Annotated in this window: 8 protein-coding genes; 6 read left to right on the top strand and 2 right to left on the bottom strand. The window is 72.7% G+C overall.

Translation table 11 applies throughout. The features are described 5' to 3' along the window. Positions 1 to 85: 85 nt before the first annotated feature. Together IGS67_RS06860 and IGS67_RS06855 are read left to right on the top strand one after the other, a co-directional pair. Positions 86 to 2,971, top strand: a complete 2,886-nt coding sequence (locus IGS67_RS06860; protein WP_192279100.1) for an MMPL family transporter — start codon at positions 86 to 88, stop codon at positions 2,969 to 2,971. A 26-nt stretch (positions 2,972 to 2,997) separates the two neighbouring features. Further along, positions 2,998 to 5,460: a YhgE/Pip domain-containing protein gene (locus IGS67_RS06855; protein ID WP_192279098.1), complete on the top strand. Its 2,463-nt coding sequence runs from the start codon at positions 2,998 to 3,000 to the stop codon at positions 5,458 to 5,460. 147 nt (positions 5,461 to 5,607) lie between these two features. Here IGS67_RS06855 and IGS67_RS06850 read toward each other — a convergent pair whose 3' ends face one another. Both IGS67_RS06850 and IGS67_RS06845 read right to left on the bottom strand, forming a co-directional pair. Next, positions 5,608 to 6,675: a pirin family protein gene (locus tag IGS67_RS06850; RefSeq protein ID WP_192279096.1), complete on the bottom strand. Its 1,068-nt coding sequence runs from the start codon at positions 6,673 to 6,675 to the stop codon at positions 5,608 to 5,610. A gap of 101 nt (positions 6,676 to 6,776) precedes the next feature. Next, positions 6,777 to 8,696 carry a heavy metal translocating P-type ATPase gene (locus tag IGS67_RS06845; RefSeq protein ID WP_192279094.1) on the bottom strand — a complete coding sequence of 640 codons (1,920 nt, stop codon included), beginning with the start codon at positions 8,694 to 8,696 and terminating at the stop codon, positions 6,777 to 6,779. Positions 8,697 to 9,048: 352 nt separating this feature from the next. Here IGS67_RS06845 and IGS67_RS06840 point away from each other — a divergent pair, with 352 nt between their 5' ends. The 4 genes from IGS67_RS06840 (at position 9,049) to IGS67_RS06825 (ending at position 16,263) form a co-directional block, all read left to right on the top strand. Further along, positions 9,049 to 10,608 (top strand): pectate lyase family protein, encoded by a 1,560-nt coding sequence (locus IGS67_RS06840; RefSeq protein WP_192279092.1) that lies wholly within the window; start codon positions 9,049 to 9,051, stop codon positions 10,606 to 10,608. Between the two features lie 135 nt (positions 10,609 to 10,743). Beyond that, entirely contained in the window at positions 10,744 to 12,336 is a 1,593-nt protein-coding gene (locus IGS67_RS06835) for an aspartate:alanine exchanger family transporter (protein ID WP_192279090.1), read from the top strand. A gap of 72 nt (positions 12,337 to 12,408) precedes the next feature. After that, positions 12,409 to 13,050, top strand: a complete 642-nt coding sequence (locus IGS67_RS06830; protein ID WP_192279088.1) for a TetR/AcrR family transcriptional regulator — start codon at positions 12,409 to 12,411, stop codon at positions 13,048 to 13,050. A gap of 90 nt (positions 13,051 to 13,140) precedes the next feature. Continuing rightward, positions 13,141 to 16,263, top strand: coding sequence for an efflux RND transporter permease subunit (locus tag IGS67_RS06825; protein WP_192279086.1), 3,123 nt, complete (start codon positions 13,141 to 13,143; stop codon positions 16,261 to 16,263). Positions 16,264 to 16,468: the final 205 nt, after the last annotated feature.

Genomic DNA, 16,468 nt, shown 5'->3' with positions numbered 1-16,468 from the left:
ACTGTATCGGATACAGTCCTGCATCGGATACAGTCTCGTATCGGATCCAGTCCTGTATCGATCGTCCGTCTCCTCGGGAGCCCTCGTGTCCTCCTTCCTCTACCGGCTCGGCCGGAGCATGGTCCGCCACCGGCGGGCCGTCGTCGCCGTCGTGCTCGCACTCCTTGTCGCGCTCGGCGCCGCGGCAGGCTTCCTCCAGAAGGGCATGGACAACTCCGTCTCCATCCCCGGCACGGAGTCGCAGGCCGCGCTCGACCGCCTCGCAGCGACGTTCCCCGAGGTCTCCGGGTCGAGCGCGCAGATCCTCGTCGTGTCCCCCGAGGGCACGTCGGTCCGCGACGAAGGCGTCGCGGACGCCGTCCGCGCGACGACCGACGTGCTCGCGGCACGCGACGACGTCCGCGGCGTCCAGTCGCCGTTCACCGACACGCTCACGGGCGACCCGGTCGCCGCGGCCGACGCGGACGGGCTCTCCGACGACGACCGCGCGGCGCTCGTCACTGTCATGATGAGCGGCGCCGGCACCGAGATCCCCACCGCGGTCAAGGACGAGATCGCAGACATCGTCGCCGACCTCAGCACGGCGCTACCCGAAGGCTGGACCGCCTCCGTCGGGGGCGAGCTCTACTCCTCGGAGTTCCCGACGATCACGGTGACCGAGGCGCTCGGCGTCGGCGTCGCGCTCGTCGTCCTCATCCTCACCCTCGGCTCGCTCGTCGCCGCGGGACTGCCGCTCGCCAACGCACTCGTCGGCGTCGGCCTCGCGATGGCGCTCGTCCTCCTCGCGACGGCCGTGACACCCGTGAACTCCTCGACGCCCATGCTCGCGCTCATGCTCGGCCTCGCTGTCGGCATCGACTACGCGCTCTTCATCGTCGCCCGTCACCGTGACCAGCTCCGCGACGGCCTCGACGTCGAGGAGTCGATCGCGCGCGCGACCGCGACGTCCGGCTCCGCCGTCCTCTTCGCAGGCCTCACCGTGATGATCGCGCTCGTCGGGCTCGGCGTCGCCGGCATCCCGTTCCTCACGACGATGGGCGTCGCGGGAGCCGTGGCCGTCGCGGTCGCGGTCGTCGTCTCCGTCACCCTCACCCCCGCGCTGCTCGGATTTGCCGGCGAGCGTGTGCGGCCCCGCCCGTCTCGCCGCGCCCGTCGCGCCGAGGCTCGCGCGGCGGCTCACGCCGCCCAGGGCACGGCCGCCCAGGGCCCGTCGGCGCTGGACCCGGCCGTGCACGCCGCCGCGGACGCCGCGCCGGCTCCCGCCGGCACGGCACCGGCTCCCGACGCCGCCGCGTCACGCGGCGCCCACACCGAGGCACCCCGCACCCGGGCCGACCGGTTCTTCGCGGGCTGGGTCCAGACGGTGACCCGGCGCCCGCTCGTGACGATCGCCGCCGTCCTCGCCGTCGGAACCTTCCTCGCCCTGCCCGCGCTCGACCTGCGCCTCGCGCTCCCCAACGCGGGCGTCCTGCCAGAGTCCAGCCAGGCCCGCCAGACGTACGACCGCATCACCGAGCACTACGGCGCCGGCGCCAACGGCCCGCTCATCGTCACCGCATCGATCCTCACGAGCGACGATCCTCTCGGGCTCGCCGAGGACATCGCCGCAGAGATGCGCGCCCTGCCGGGCGTTGCCGACGTCCCGCTCTCGACCCCCAACGCCTCCGCCGACACGCTCATCGTCCAGGTCGTCCCCGAGGGCGGCCCGACGGACGAGGCGACCGCCGACCTCGTCCAAGACATCCGCGACCAGCGTGACCGCCTCGCCGCCGAGTACGACATCGACATCGCCGTCACCGGCTTCACCGCCGTCGGCATCGACGTCTCCGCGAAGCTCGGCGCAGCGCTCCTGCCGTTCGGGATCTTCGTCGTCGGGCTCTCGCTCGTGCTCCTCACCATGGTGTTCCGCTCGATCGCCGTCCCCCTCAAAGCCACCTTCGGCTACCTGCTGTCGGTCGTCGCGGCCTTCGGCGTCGTCGCCGCCGTCTTCGAGAACGGCATCGCCGCGGACCTCCTCCACGTCGCGAAGCTCGGGCCCGTCATCTCGTTCATGCCCATCGTCCTCATGGGCGTGCTCTTCGGCCTCGCGATGGACTACGAGGTCTTCCTCGTCTCCCGCATCCGCGAGGAGTACGTCCACGGGGGCGACGCCCGCGCCGCGATCCGCTCGGGCTTCCGGGGCTCCGCCCAGGTCGTCACGGCTGCGGCTGTCATCATGTTCTCCGTCTTCTTCTTCTTCGTCCCCGAGGGCGACGTCAACATCAAGCCCATCGCCCTCGGCCTCGCCGTTGGCGTCTTCGTCGACGCGTTCCTCGTCCGCATGACCCTCGTCCCCGCGGTGCTCGAGCTCCTCGGCGACAAGGCGTGGTGGATGCCGCGCTGGCTCGACCGCTTCCTGCCGTCGTTCGACGTCGAGGGCGAGGGCCTCCACGCCGAGCTCGCGCTCGAGGGCTGGCCCGCAGCGGGCACCGCGATCGCCGCCCGCGGGCTGCGCGTCGACGAACGCGCACGGCTCGCCCCGGACGTCGCGCTCGACGTGCCCGACGGGGGAGTCCTCGTCGTCGACGGACCTGCGCGTGCCGTCACCGGACTCCTCCTCACCCTCGCCGGGCGCGTCGCGCCCGCCGGCGGGGACCTCAAGGTCGGCGGCCTCGCGCTGCCGCACCGCGCGGGCGCCGTGAGGCGACGGGTCGGCTGGGTCGACTCACGTCATGCCGACGCACGCGCCGTCGAGGCAGCCCTCCGAGAGAACCCCCACGTGCTCGTCGTCGACGCAGCGCATCACCTCCACGGCTCCGCCCGCGCGGGTGCAGCGCTGAGCGCCGCGCAGGCCGCAGGCACGACCCTCGTCCTCGGCACGTCGGGCGCCGACGTCCTGCCACCCGGTGTCACACCCACGCACCGGCTCAGCCTCACGACGATCGACGCCCCCACCGCCACGTCACCAGCCGCAGCCGGAGTGCTGCGATGACCGCCCCCGTCCGGAAGGCCCCCGCCATGACCCGCTCCGCGCAGCGACGCTGGCTCCTCGCGCTCGTCGCTCTCCTCGTGCCCGTCGCACTCGTCGCCACGCTGCTCGCCTCCCAGTGGGATCCCGCAGCCCGCGCCGGCGAGGTCACCGCGGCCGTCGTCAACCACGACGAGGCCGTGACGATCGACGGCCAGCTCACGCCCCTGGGCCGGCAGCTCGCGGCCGAGCTCGTCAAGGGATCTCGCTCGCGCGGAGGCTGGACGTGGGTCGTCACGGACTCCGACGACGCCGCGGCAGGCCTCGAGGCCGGAACGTACGCGGCCGTCGTGACGATCCCCGCGTCGTTTTCCGCCGACGCCACGTCGTTCGCGGACGGCGACGGCGCACGTCAGGCCCGCATCGATGTCGCGACGCCCGACGGCTCGACCGCGACCCGCGACCTCGTGACGACGGCGCTCGCCGACGCCGCGACCGTCGGGCTCGGCCGCCAGCTCACGCAGACGTACGTCGAGCAGGTCCTCGTCGGGTTCTCGACGACCGGTGACCAGCTCGGCGAGGCCGCCGACGGCGCCCAGCAGCTCGCCGACGGCGCCGGGAAGCTCGCCGACGGGCAGCAGCAGCTTGCCGACGGCGCCGACACCCTCGCGACCGGCACCGGGACGCTCGCCGACGGACTCGGCACTCTCGCGACCGGCGCGGGAAGCGCCGCCACAGGTGCGACGACGCTCGCCGACGGCGCCGGGACCCTCGCGACCGGGGCGAAGGACCTCGCTGGTGGGGCCAAGGACCTCGCCGCAGGGACCAAGCCTCTCGCGGACGGTGCAGCACAGTCGTCGAAGGGCGCGAAGGACCTCGCCTCCGGCGCGAAGAAGCTCGCCGACGGCGCCGACGCGCTCGCGACCGGCACGTCGGGTCTCTCCGACGGCGCCGCCGCGCTCGCGCAGGGTGCCGGGCCGCTCGCGACCGGTGCGGACGCGGTCGCCGACGGCGTCGAGCAGCTGCTCGACGGGATGAGCGCGATGCAGCCCGACGTCGCCGGGCTTCCCGCAGCGGTCGGACAGGCCCGCGCCGGGGTCGACAAGCTCGTCGGTGACGGGCTCGACGAGCTCGTCGCCGGCGTCACGCAGCTCACCGCGGCCCAGGCAGCCGCCGGATGCCTCCCCGAGCCCGCGCCCGGCACCGAGACCGCGTGCCGCGAGCTCGACGCCACGATCGCTGGGGCCGTGGCGGCATACCGCGCGGGCAGCACCCAGATCGTCGACGGCCTTGCACAGCTTGAGGGCGACGCCGGTTCCGCCACAGGGCTCCACGGGCTCGTCGCGGGCCTCGGCGCCCTCGTCGGCAACCCCGACGCGGACCCGACGTCACCGGCCGCGGGCCTCCACGGCCTCGCCGCAGGTGCGCGCGGCGTCGCCGACGGCGCGGACGCGCTCGCGACGGGAGCGACCGAGCTCGCCGCCGGGGCGAAGGAGGTCGCCACGGGCGCGAGCACGCTCGCGACGGGCACGTCGACGCTGTCGACCGGGGCGACGAGCCTCTCCGGCGGGCTCTCGAAGCTCTCCGCCGGCACGTCGACGCTGTCGAAGGGCGCGGGCACGCTCGCGAGCGGTGCGCACACCCTCTCGACGGGCACGGCCGGTCTCGCGAGCGGCGCGAAGGACCTCGCCGGGGGTGTCTCCCAGCTCTCCGAGGGTGCGCGCGGAGCGTCGGACGGCGCGGGCGCGCTCCGTGACGGCGCGTCGACGCTCGCCGACGGACTCGGGCAGACCCTGCCAGGCACCGTCCAGCTCACCGACGGTGCAGGCGAGCTCGCGGACGGCCTCACCCAGGCCGTCGACGCCCTCGCCCAGCAGAAGGTCACGGACCCGACCGCGCTCGCGGACGTCATCGCGCAGCCCGTCGCGACCCCAGCACCGCGCGCGCTCGGCCCGCTCGGCGGGGTCGGCGTGACGATGGCCGTCGCCCTGTGGCTCGGCGCGCTCGTCCTCACGATGCGCCCCCACGTCTCGGGCGCGGCCGCGCTCGGCACGACGCGCTCGTCGTTCGCGGTCACCGCGCGCGGACTCGGCGCGACGTCCGCGGTCGCGGCCGTGCAGGGTGTCCTCGCGGGTGTTGTCGTCGCGGCCGTCACGGACACGTCGTGGGTTGTCGTCCCGGCCGCCGCGTTCGTCGCCGTCGTGCTCCTGTGGTTCCTCCACGCCGTCGTCGCATGGACCGGGAACGTGGGTCGTGCGTTCGCGCTCGTCGTCGGCGTCGCCGTGCTCGTCGCGGCGACCGCGCCATCGGAGCCCACGTGGGTCGCGCGCCTCGGTGAGCTGGGCCCTCTCGACGCGGCGGCACGGTTCCTCGGCGGGCTTGCCCACGAGGGCGCCGCGGGCGGCTCTCTTGTCATCCTCCTCCTCTGGACCGCCGCGAGCGCGGCGGCCGCCGTCGGCGCCACGACGTGGCACCGCCGCCAGGCCGGCCACGCCCTCCTGGCAACGGCGTAGCCAGCTCCGACCTTCGCGAGGGGGTCAGCGGTCGCGGGACGAGAGCACGCAGAACTCGTTGCCCTCCGGGTCGCGCAGAAGCGCAGCGCCATGGGAGTCCTCCGTCCGGGAACGCCGTCGTCCCCACCCTCCGACGCTACTCCTCCGTCAGCGGGACCGAGGTCGGAGACGGACATGGGGCAGCTCGGGCGCTGGCAGCGGCGCGCCCTCGTACCCCGTCACCCGCCCGAAGCGCGCCTCGCCCTCCGTCCCTCCAGCGACGGCGTCCTGCCACAGCCGTCGCGCCTCGACGACCTCCTCATGAGTGCGCCCGACGAAGTTCCACCACATGAGGACCTGCTCCTCGAACGGCTCCCCGCCGATGAGCACCGCCCGCACCGGCTCGTCACCCGTCCGCAGCTCGAGCGTGCTCCGGCCCGGCGGGACGTACCCGAGGGACGCGACCGGCACGGACGCGCCCTCGAGGCGCAGTGCACCCCGGTCGACAAGCACCGCGTGCTCGAACGACTCCTCGACGTCGAGCCGCACGACGACACCCGGAGCGAGATCGAGCTGCGCCGCGACGAGCGGCGTGTCCGCCCGGGCAGGTGACGTCACCCCGCCGAGCGAGCCCATGAAGACCCGCACGAGCCCCGCCTCGCGCGGCCCCACGGTACGCGCCCGGTGCCGACCGGACGCCGCCTCACCGCCCGCCGCCTCCGCGCGCTCCGACGCGTCGTGCACGACGAACGACGGCAGGTCCGCGACGTGCCCGAACGCGCGCTCACCGTCGCGCGTCCCCGAGGGCAGCGCGGTCCACAGCTGCACGCCGTGGAGCGTGCCGTTCGTGGGGAAGAGCCCGGGCGTCGCCTCCTCGGAGTGGCAGATCCCCGCCCCGGCCGTCATGAGGTTGAGCTGCCCGGGCGCGATCTCCTGGACGGAGCCGAGCGCGTCACGGTGGAGCACGCGCCCCTCGAACAGCCAGGTGACGGTCTGCAGCCCCGTGTGCGGGTGGGGCGGGACGTCCATGCCGCCCGTCGCCGCGACGTCGTCGGGCCCATAGTGGTCGACGAAGCAGAACGCACCGACCATCGACCGTGCCTTCGACGGCAGGGTGCGGCGGACGGTCATCCCGCGCGGACCACCGAGCGGCACATCGCGCGGCTCGACAATCTCGACGTCGTCGGCGCTCTCGGAGCGTGACGCGTCGCGTGCGTCGATGCCCGTGGCGAACATGTGACCTCCTCGTCCGGCGTTCTCCTATCCTCCGCCACGAGCGCCGCCCCGCCCAGCCCGGCCTGCGAGGTGCGCAGCCCGGCCCGCGAAGGGGCCCGCCCTCAGACGGCGATCGACTGCTGGGCAGGCTCGGCCGCGTGCGCCACTGACGCGAGCGTCGGCTCGCCCCGTCCGGGGGTGAGGGCACGGAGGGCACCGAGGATCGCGACGAGGTCGACGACCTCCTGCATCGCGGCGCCCGCGAGGGCGGGCAGGAAGCCGAACGCGGCGACGAGCATGAGGACGACGGACAGGCCGATGCCGGCCCAGATGCTCTCGAGCGCGACGCGCACGGTCCGGCGGGAGATCCCGACGAGGCGGACGAGCGCTCCGAGGTCGTCGACGAGCAGGACGGCGTCGGCCGACTCGCTCGCGGCGGTCGCGCCCGTGGCACCCATCGCGACGCCGACGTCGGCGACGGCGAGGACGGGGGCGTCGTTGACGCCGTCGCCGACCATGAGGACGGGCCGTTCGGGCAGGCTTGCGACGGCCGCGACCTTCTCCTGGGGGAGGAGGGACGCGCGGACCTCGTCGACGCCGACCTCGGCGGCGACGTGCTGCGCGGTGGCCTCGGCGTCGCCCGTGAGCATGACGATGCGCTCGACGCCGACGCCCCGAAGGGCTGTGAGGACGGCGGCGGACTCGTCGCGGACGGCGTCGGCGAGCTCGACGATGCCGACACGCTCGCCGTCGACGGCGACGTGCACGGCGACGGCTCCCGGGGTGACGTCGCTCTGGGCGGCGAGCGGGGCGTCGGTGCGGGACGCGTCGGCAATCGCGTCGGGCGCCGACGCCTGGACGACCCACGTGCCCTTGCCGACGGCGACGCGCCGGCCGCCGACGGTCGCGGCGACGCCGTGCGCGGTCTCCTCGGTGACGTCGGTGCCGGGCTGCACGGTGGTGCCGCGCTCGCGGGCTCCGGCGACGAGCGCGACGGCGATGGGGTGGGCGGAGTACTGCTCGGCGGCCGCGGCGAGGGCGAGGATGTCGTCCTCGGTGAGGCCGTCGGTCGCGACGACGCGGGTGATGTGGGGGCGGCCGTGCGTGAGCGTTCCGGTCTTGTCGAGCGCGACGGTGCGGACGCGTGCGAGCTGTTCGAGGACGCCTCCGCCCTTGACGACGACGCCTGCCTTGGCGGAGCGGGACATGCCGGCGACGAAGGTGACGGGTGCGGCGATGAGCAGCGGGCAGGGGGTGGCGACGACGAGGACCTCGGCGAGACGGCGGGGGTCGCCGCTCACCCACCAGGCGAGGAGCGCGATGGCGACGGCGACGATCGTGAACGGGACGGCGTAGCGGTCGGCGAGCCGCACCATGGGGGCGCGGGTCTCCTCGGCGGCGGCGACGAGGTCGACGATCTGCTGGTACTGGGAGTCGGCGGCGAGCGCCGTCGCGCGGATGTGGGCGACGCCGTCGCCGTTGATGGAGCCGGAGACGATGCGGTCACCGCGGACGTGCTCGACGGGGAGGGACTCGCCGGTGACGGAGGACTCGTCGAGGACGGCGGTGTCGTCGACGAGCTCGCCGTCGACGGGGACGACCTCGGCGGGCTTGACGAGGAGGATGTCGCCGATGGCGACGTCCTCGACGGGGATGTCGGTCACGGTGCCGGAGCTGTCGACGCGGTGGGCGGTGCGGGGTGCGCGGTCGAGGAGGGCGGTGAGCTCGCGCTTGGCGCGGCGCTCGGCGTAGTCCTCGAGGGCTTCGCCTCCGGTGAGCATGATGACGACGACGAGGGCGGCCCAGTGCTCGCCGACGGCGACGGCTGCGGAGATAGCGAGGACGGCGAGGATGTCGAGGCCGACGTCTCCGGCGCGCAGCGAGCGGACCATGTCCCAGGCCTGCGTGGCGGCGACGAGGACGACCCAGGCGACGACGATCCAGCGGGAGGTGTCGTCGAGGCCTGCGGCGAGGAGGGTGAGGCCGACGGCGCCGACGGCGAGCGTGGCGATGACCCAGGGGTAGGCGCGAAGACGTTCCATGGTCCTAGTCCTACGCCTTACCGAGAATCATTTCCAGCAAGCGAAGGCTGGCCTCACCCCGGGAGGGGATGCGTCCGGCAGGCGGGACGGACGCCTCGTTCCGGTTGCAGGGAGACGGTTCCGGACCTAGCCTCTAGAAACCGGTTACTCGGTCATGTGATTCCTCTGCGACACCCCAGCCCCTGTGGCCGGGACGGCCCCGACGACGTCGTCGGGACCACGCTGCGCGCCCCTGGGCGCACAGGTCGCAGAGTCCGCGCCGCGACGCCCACCACGCGCCACGGAACCCCGAGAATCCGGCGCAGTGGCCACTGCTCCCCACCAGTTCAACGATGAGAGGTGTGGTACCAGCATGAGAAGGATCGCCCGAGGACGACTGCTCGCAGCAGGAGTCGCAGCAACGCTCGCGACGTCCGTCGGCATCATCGGCCTGTCCGTCACCGCGCAGGCTGCGGTGAGCGGCGCAGCGACCGGTTTCGCCGCCCAGAACGGCGGCACCACCGGAGGAGCGGGCGGCGCGACCGTCCGCGCCACGACAGGCACCCAGATCCACGCCGCGCTCTGTGGCAGACCCAGCTCCAGCACCCCGATCACCATCGAGGTCGAGGGCACCATCACGCACGCCGGCACCCGAAAGGTCTCCGGCTCGAGCTGCAACACCGCCGACGGCGTCATCGAGCTCAAGCAGGTGAGCAACGTGACGATCGTCGGCGTCGGCAAGGGCGCGATCTTCGACCAGGTGGGCATCCACCTGCGCGAGGCGAGCAACATCGTTATCCAGAACGTCACCGTTCAGAACGTCAAGAAGTCGGGCTCACCCACGTCGAACGGCGGCGACGCGATCGGCATGGAGTCCGGCGTGAGCAACGTGTGGGTCGACCACGTGACGCTCATCGCCTCGGGTGGCGAGTCCGCCGGCTACGACGGGCTCTTCGACATGAAGGCCGGAACGAAGTACGTCACCCTCTCCTACAGCATCCTCCGCAACTCCGGCCGCGGCGGCCTCGTCGGCTCGAGCGAGACCGACTCGGGCAACGGCCCCGTCACGTACCACCACAACCTCTACGAGAACCTCGACTCGCGCGTGCCGCTGCTCCGCGGCGGTCTCGCGCACATCTACAACAACCACTACCGCTCGATCAACGAGTCCGGCATCAACGCACGCGCCGGCGGCCGCGCCAAGGTCGAGAACAACTACTTCGAGGACTCCAAGGACGTCCTCGGCACGTTCTACACCGACCTGCCGGGCTACTGGGACACGCGCGGCAACATCCTCGACAACGTCACGTGGTCCGCGCCCGGCTCGAAGAACCGCCCCGCCGGCCCCGGTTTCGCCTCGACGGCGACGCTCTCGGTCCCGTACACCGCGCAGCTCGACGCTGCGTCGTGCGTGCCCGCGGTCGTCGCGGCCACGGCTGGCGCTGGCAAGGGGCTCAAGGTGTCCGACGGCACGTGCAGCCCGACGACGCCCGAGCCGACCAACCCGCCGACGACGCCCGAGCCCACGGACCCGCCGACGACGGAGCCCACCAACCCGCCGACGACGCCGCCGACGCCCGTCGGACCGAACCTCAGCCTCTCGGGCGGCGCCGACGGCTCGAGCAAGGCGTCGGGTACGAGCTACGGCAACGCGATCGACGGTGACCTCGCAAGCTACTGGTCCCCGCAGGGGACCTCGGGCCGCATCTCCGTGAAGTGGTCGTCCGCACGGACCGTCGGACGCGTCGTCGTCTCCGGCAGCTCCGTCGGCGCGTGGCGCCTCGTCGACAACGCGACGGGCGCCGTCCTCACGACCGGCACCGGCACGGGCACGGCGACGTTCACGCCGCGCGCAACCGTCAAGGTCAACCTCGAGGTCGCCGGGACGTCCGGCGCACCGCGGATCACCGAGCTCGCGCTCCACGTGGGCTGACGCACGACGGCCCGCCTGCCTGCCAGCGGGCAGGCGGGCCTCTGGTCCCACGAGACCGACGTCACATCGTGATGAGGTGGGGGCACGGCTGGGACGAGGACGACCCGCCGGACCCCTCCCTGCCGAAAGGTCGTCATGGACGCTGCCCTCTCGCTTCTCGCCGAGCAGCCCGTGCTGCTCCTCGTCCTGCTCGTCGGAATCGGCGCGGCCATCGGTCACGTCCAGGTGCGGGGCGTCGGCCTCGGTGCGGCCGCGGTCCTCTTCTGCGCCCTGCTCCTCGGCGCGCTCGGCGCCTCGCGGAACATCGACCTCGAGGTGCCGCATGCGGTCGGCACGCTCGGCCTCACGCTCTTCACGTTCACCGTCGGCATCGTCTCGGGCGCCGAGTTCTTCGCGTCCCTGCGGCGCAGCCTCAAGGTCATCGCGTGGATGATCGCCGTCGTCACAGCCGGGGCTGGCGTCGCGGTCGGGCTCGGGCGTCTGCTCGACCTCTCGACCGCGACGATCGCCGGCACGTTCGCCGGCGCCCTCACGAACACCCCGGCGCTCGCCGCGGCGCGTGAGGCTGCGGGTGACGACGCGGCACCGACCGTCGGCTACGCCGTCGCGTACGTCTTCGGCGTCGTCGGCGTGCTCGTCGTCACGCACCTCGCGCTCCGCGCGCGCGGCAACGACACCGATGCGCCGCCCGAGATCGTCGAGCGCGCCGTGCGCGTCGAGTCGGCGAGCGGTCAGTCGGTGCGTGAGCTCACCGAGCTCTACGGCGAGCGCATCGCCTTCTCGCGGCTGCGCAGCGGCTCCGAGGACGCTGCTCCGCACACGGCGCTCGACGAGGACGTGCTCGCCGTCGGCGACGTCGTCACCGTCGTCGGGCCCGAGCGGCTCGTCGAGGAGGTTGTTGCGGCGCTCGGCCACGTGTCGTCGCACGAGCTCCGGCAGGACGGACGCGTCGTCGCGATGCGCCGCATCACCGTCTCGTCGACGAAGGTCGCGGGACGCACGCTCGAGGAGCTCGAGCTGCACTCCCGCTTCGGTGCCGTCGTCACGCGGCTGCGACGCGGCGACGTCGACGCCGTCGCGAACTCGCGCACCGTGCTGCGCCTCGGCGACCGGGTGCGGGTCGTCGCCCCGCGCGGCCACATGGGCGAGATCACGAAGCTGCTCGGCGACTCGACCCGTGGCTTCTCCGACATCAACCCCGCGGTCCTTGGCATCGGGATGGCGCTCGGCGTGCTGCTCGGGCTCGTCGTCCTGCCCGTGCCGGGAGTGCGCGTGACGATCGGTGCGGCCGCCGGCACGCTCATCATGGGTCTGATCCTCGGGCGGCTCGGTCGCGTCGGGCCGTTCTCGACGTCGATGTCGTTCACGGCCGCGCAGGCGCTCAGCGAGCTGGGGCTGCTCATCTTCCTCGCGCAGGCCGGGCTGGTCGCCGGGGGGCAGGTCGCTCCGGCGTTTGCGTCGGGTGAGTGGCTGCGGATCCTTGCGCTCGGTGTCGCGGTGACGACGACGGTCGCGGTCGGGCTGTGGGTGGTGCTGCGGAGGCTGTGCCACGTGGGTGCGACGACGACGTCGGGCATGATCGCCGGGACGCACACGCAGCCCGCGGTGCTCGCGTACGCGAACGTGCGGACGGGCTTCGACCCGCGGGTCGCGCTCGGGTACGCGCTCGTGTACCCAGCGGCGATGATCGTGAAGATCATTGCGGGCGGCATCCTCGGTTCGCTCTGACACGTCTTCGTCCAGGTGGCTGCCCACTGGGCAACGTTGCACTGTGGGCAACGGCGTGTCTAGAGTCGTCCGGTGACCACCTCGCTGCGCGACCTCAAGAAGGCCGCGACCGCCCGTGAGCTCGCCGCGACAGCGTTCAGGCTCGTCGGGGAGCGCGGCTACGACGACGTGACGATCGACCAGATCGCCGAGCACGCCGGCTACTCCCGCCGCACGTTCGCCAACCACTTCGGTGGCAAGGCCGAGGCCGTCGTCGACGGGTTCCTCCAGCGGTTCCAGCCGGAGCCGCTCGACGACGCGACCGCGCCGCGCACCTTCGCGGACCTCGTCGACGCGAGCGAGGACTTCCTCGTCGCGCTCCTCGACGGGCCCGCGCTCGACGACGTCCGGGACTTCGCGGCGATCGCGCGCGAGCACCCCGCGCTCGAGTCGGTCGCGCACGCGCGCCTCCAGGCGTTCCGCGGCTCCCCGACGATCACGGCCCTCGCGGGGCGGTTCGGCGCGACGCGCACGATGCTCTACCTCTCGGCGCTCGTCGGGCTGCTCGGCGGGAGCATCCACGTCGTTGCGGAGGAGATCGGTGCGACGTGCGCTCCGCTTCCTCACCTCACGCCCGAGCTGCGCGCGCGGTTGCGCGCGCTCGTCGCGGAGGCGTTCGGATATCTCCGTCACGGCTTCGTGCCCGGCCCCGGCGACGCGTCGCCTGCCCCCTGATCTCGGGTGCGCGTCCGCGCACCCCGCCCACAGGCCCCGTCGTCGGGCCCTCCGTCCACACCCGCGCACGCCCCCACAGACAGGACCCTCGTGCACAAGTTCTCCGCCTTCTCCCTCAAGAACAGGGCGCTCATCGCGCTCGTCACGGTGGTGGTCGCGATCTTCGGCGGCCTCGCCTTCACGAGCCTCAAGCAGGAGCTCATCCCGTCGATCGAGGTGCCGCAGCTCGCGGTGCTCACGGTCCACCCGGGTGCGTCGGCCGAGGTCGTCGCGAGCGACGTCACGGCGCCGATCGAGAAGGCCCTGCAGACCGTGCCGGGCCTGCTCGGCACGACGACGACGTCCTCGACGGGCGTCTCCGTCGTCATGGCGGAGTTCGAGTTCGGCACGGACACGGCCAAGGTCGAGCAGAAGATGGCGCAGTCCATCAGCCGCATCCGCTCGATCCTGCCCGACGGCACGGACCCGTCGGTCATGGCGATCAGCCTCGACGACTTCCCCGTCATCCAGGTCGCGGTGTCGTCCGACGACACGACGAAGCTCGCGGGCACGCTCGCGGAGTCCGTCGTGCCCGCGCTCGAGCGCATCGACGGCGTCGCGTCGGCGTCGATCGTCGGAGCGCCCGGACCGCGCGTCGCGATCACGCCGCGCGCCGAGGACATGGCACGCCACGGCGTCAACGCGCAGTCGATCGCGCAGCTGCTCATGCAGAACGGTGTGCTCGTCCCGGCCGGCACGATCGTCGACGCAGGCTCGGAGATGGCCGTGCAGGTCGGCTCGCGTCTCGCGTCGGTCGACCAGATCAAGGACCTGCCGCTCGTCGGCACGCAGGGCTCGGTGTCCTTCACCGACGAGGACGGCTTCCCCGTCGACGTCCCGTCGGGGCTTGCCGCCACCCTCGGTGACGTCGCCGACGTCGAGCTGACGACGGACCCGACGACGTCGTACTCGCTCGTCGACGGGGTCGAGGCGCTCACGCTGTCCATCACGAAGCTGCCCGATGCCAACACGGTCGACGTCTCCCACGCCGTCCAGGACGCCCTGCCCGAGCTCGAGGCGCGCGTCGCGGGCGCGAGCTTCGACGTGCTCGTCGACCAAGCGCCGTTCATCGAGGACTCGATCTCGGGCCTCGCGACCGAGGGTCTGCTCGGCCTCGTCATGGCGGTCATCGTCATCCTCGCGTTCCTGCGCTCGGGGCGTGCGACGCTCGTCACCGCGGTGTCGATCCCGGTGTCGCTGCTCATCGCGTTCGTCGGCATGCAGGCCGCGGGCTACACGCTCAACATCCTGTCGCTCGGTGGTCTGACGATCGCGATCGGGCGCATCGTCGACGACTCGATCGTCGTCATCGAGAACGTCGAACGTCATATGCGGTACGGGAAGTCGCGACGGCGGACGATCATCGACGCCGTGCGCGAGGTGGGTGGCGCGATCACCGCGTCGACCGTGACGACCGTCGCGGTGTTCGTGCCGATCGCGCTCGTCGGCGGCATGTCGGGCGTGCTGTTCCGCCCGTTCGCGTTCACGGTGGCGATCGCCATGGGTGCGTCGCTCCTCGTGTCGCTGACGATCGTGCCGGTGCTCGCGTTCTGGTCCCTCAGCTGGAAGGGGCACGACGCCGCGACGCCCGACGCGCACGCGGCGGCGCCGACGGCGCAGGACGAGGAGCTCTCGGAGCCGGACACCGGCGCCATCCAGCGTGGTTACGGCCGCACGCTCGACTGGACGCTCGCGCACCGCTGGACGACGATCGGCATCGCGGTGGCCGTGCTCGCCGGGACGCTCGCGCTCGTGCCGTTCATGAAGACGAGCTTCCTCGGCGACATGGCGCAGAACTCCCTCGGCATCACGCAGCAGGTGAAGCCGGGCACGAGCCTCACGCAGCAGCTGCGGACGGCCCGGACGGTCGACGAGGCGCTGCGGAAGGTCGACGGTGTCGAGCTCGTCGCGGCGACGATCGGCCAGACGGACCAGAGCATGCTGCTCGGTGGGGCGGAGTCGATCTCGTACTCGCTCACGACGGATGCCGACGGCGACCAGGCGAAGATCCAGGATGCCGTCCGTGCCGCGCTCGCGGACGTCGTCGACGAGGAGGACCTCACGATCTCGCCGTTCGCCGGGATGGGCATGTCGAACGACGTGCAGATCAGCGTGACGGGCTCCGACGCGAAGGCTGTCGCGAGCGGCACGTCGGCGATCGCTGACGCGATGCGTCCGCTCGAGGGCGTGCGTCAGGTGTCGACGTCGCTCACGGACGCGCGGCCGACGGTGTCGGTCGTCATCGACCGGACGAAGGCTGCGGCGGCGGGTCTCACGGAGACGCAGCTGTCGCAGGCGGTCGCGGGCATGATCACGCCGCAGCAGATCGGTGCGGTGACGCTCGACGGCTCGTCGGTCAACGTCTACCTCACGCCCGAGGACCCGGCGCGCTCGGTCGCCGGCATCCGTGACCTGCCCCTCGGAGCGGAGGGCGGGACGGTCGGCGACCTCGCCGAGGTCAAGGTCGTCGACGGCCCGGTGTCGATCACGACGTCGAACGGTGTGCGCAACCAGGTCGTCAACGTCACGCCGGAGTCGGACGACCTCGGTCAGACGTCGTCGGTCGTGCAGGAGGCGCTCGACGGCGTCGACCTGCCGGACGGTGTGACGGCGGAGGTCGGTGGCGTGACGGCCGAGCAGAACGAGGCGTTCAGCCAGCTGGGTCTCGCGATGCTCGTGGCGATCCTCATCGTCTACGTCGTCATGGTCGCGACGTTCCGGTCGTTGCTGCATCCGCTGCTGCTGCTCGTGTCGATCCCGTTCGCGGCGACCGGTGCGATCCTCCTGCAGGTCGCGACGGGTGTGGCGCTCGGGGTGCCGTCGCTCATCGGTGTGCTCATGCTCATCGGCATCGTCGTGACGAACGCGATCGTGCTCGTCGACCTCGTCAAGCAGTACCGCGACCGGGGCGTGCCGATGGCGGACGCGTTGCGGCGCGGTGCGGTGCACCGTGTGCGACCGATCCTCATGACGGCGGTCGCGACGATACTCGCGCTCGCACCGATGGCGATCGGGGTGACGGGGCACGGCGGGTTCATCTCGCAGCCGCTCGCGATCGTCGTCATCGGCGGGCTGTTCTCGTCGACGCTCATGACCCTCATCGTGCTGCCGGCGCTGTACCACCTGGTGGAGAGCGTCGGGAAGCGCGGGGCGACGCGCGTCCTGGAGGACTGACCGTCTGCTCGTGACCGGGGCGTCTCCGTGGTCCCGGAACCCTCCCCCACCACCTCGTTGTGGCTCGATAGCCGATCGGACCACCTGTCCGGTACGGATCCGCTATCGAGCGCGGGGAAGGCTTGCTCTATAGCCGATCCGTGCACCTGAGGTGCACGGATCGGCTATCGGCACGCTGGGCGGTGGGGCTGGGGATGGACGGGGT

It is taken from the genome of Flavimobilis rhizosphaerae, from assembly GCF_014852685.1.
Taxonomy (GTDB): domain Bacteria; phylum Actinomycetota; class Actinomycetes; order Actinomycetales; family Cellulomonadaceae; genus Flavimobilis; species Flavimobilis rhizosphaerae.
Note: the sequence above shows the minus strand (reverse complement) of the source record. Positions and strands in the feature narration are given on the sequence as shown.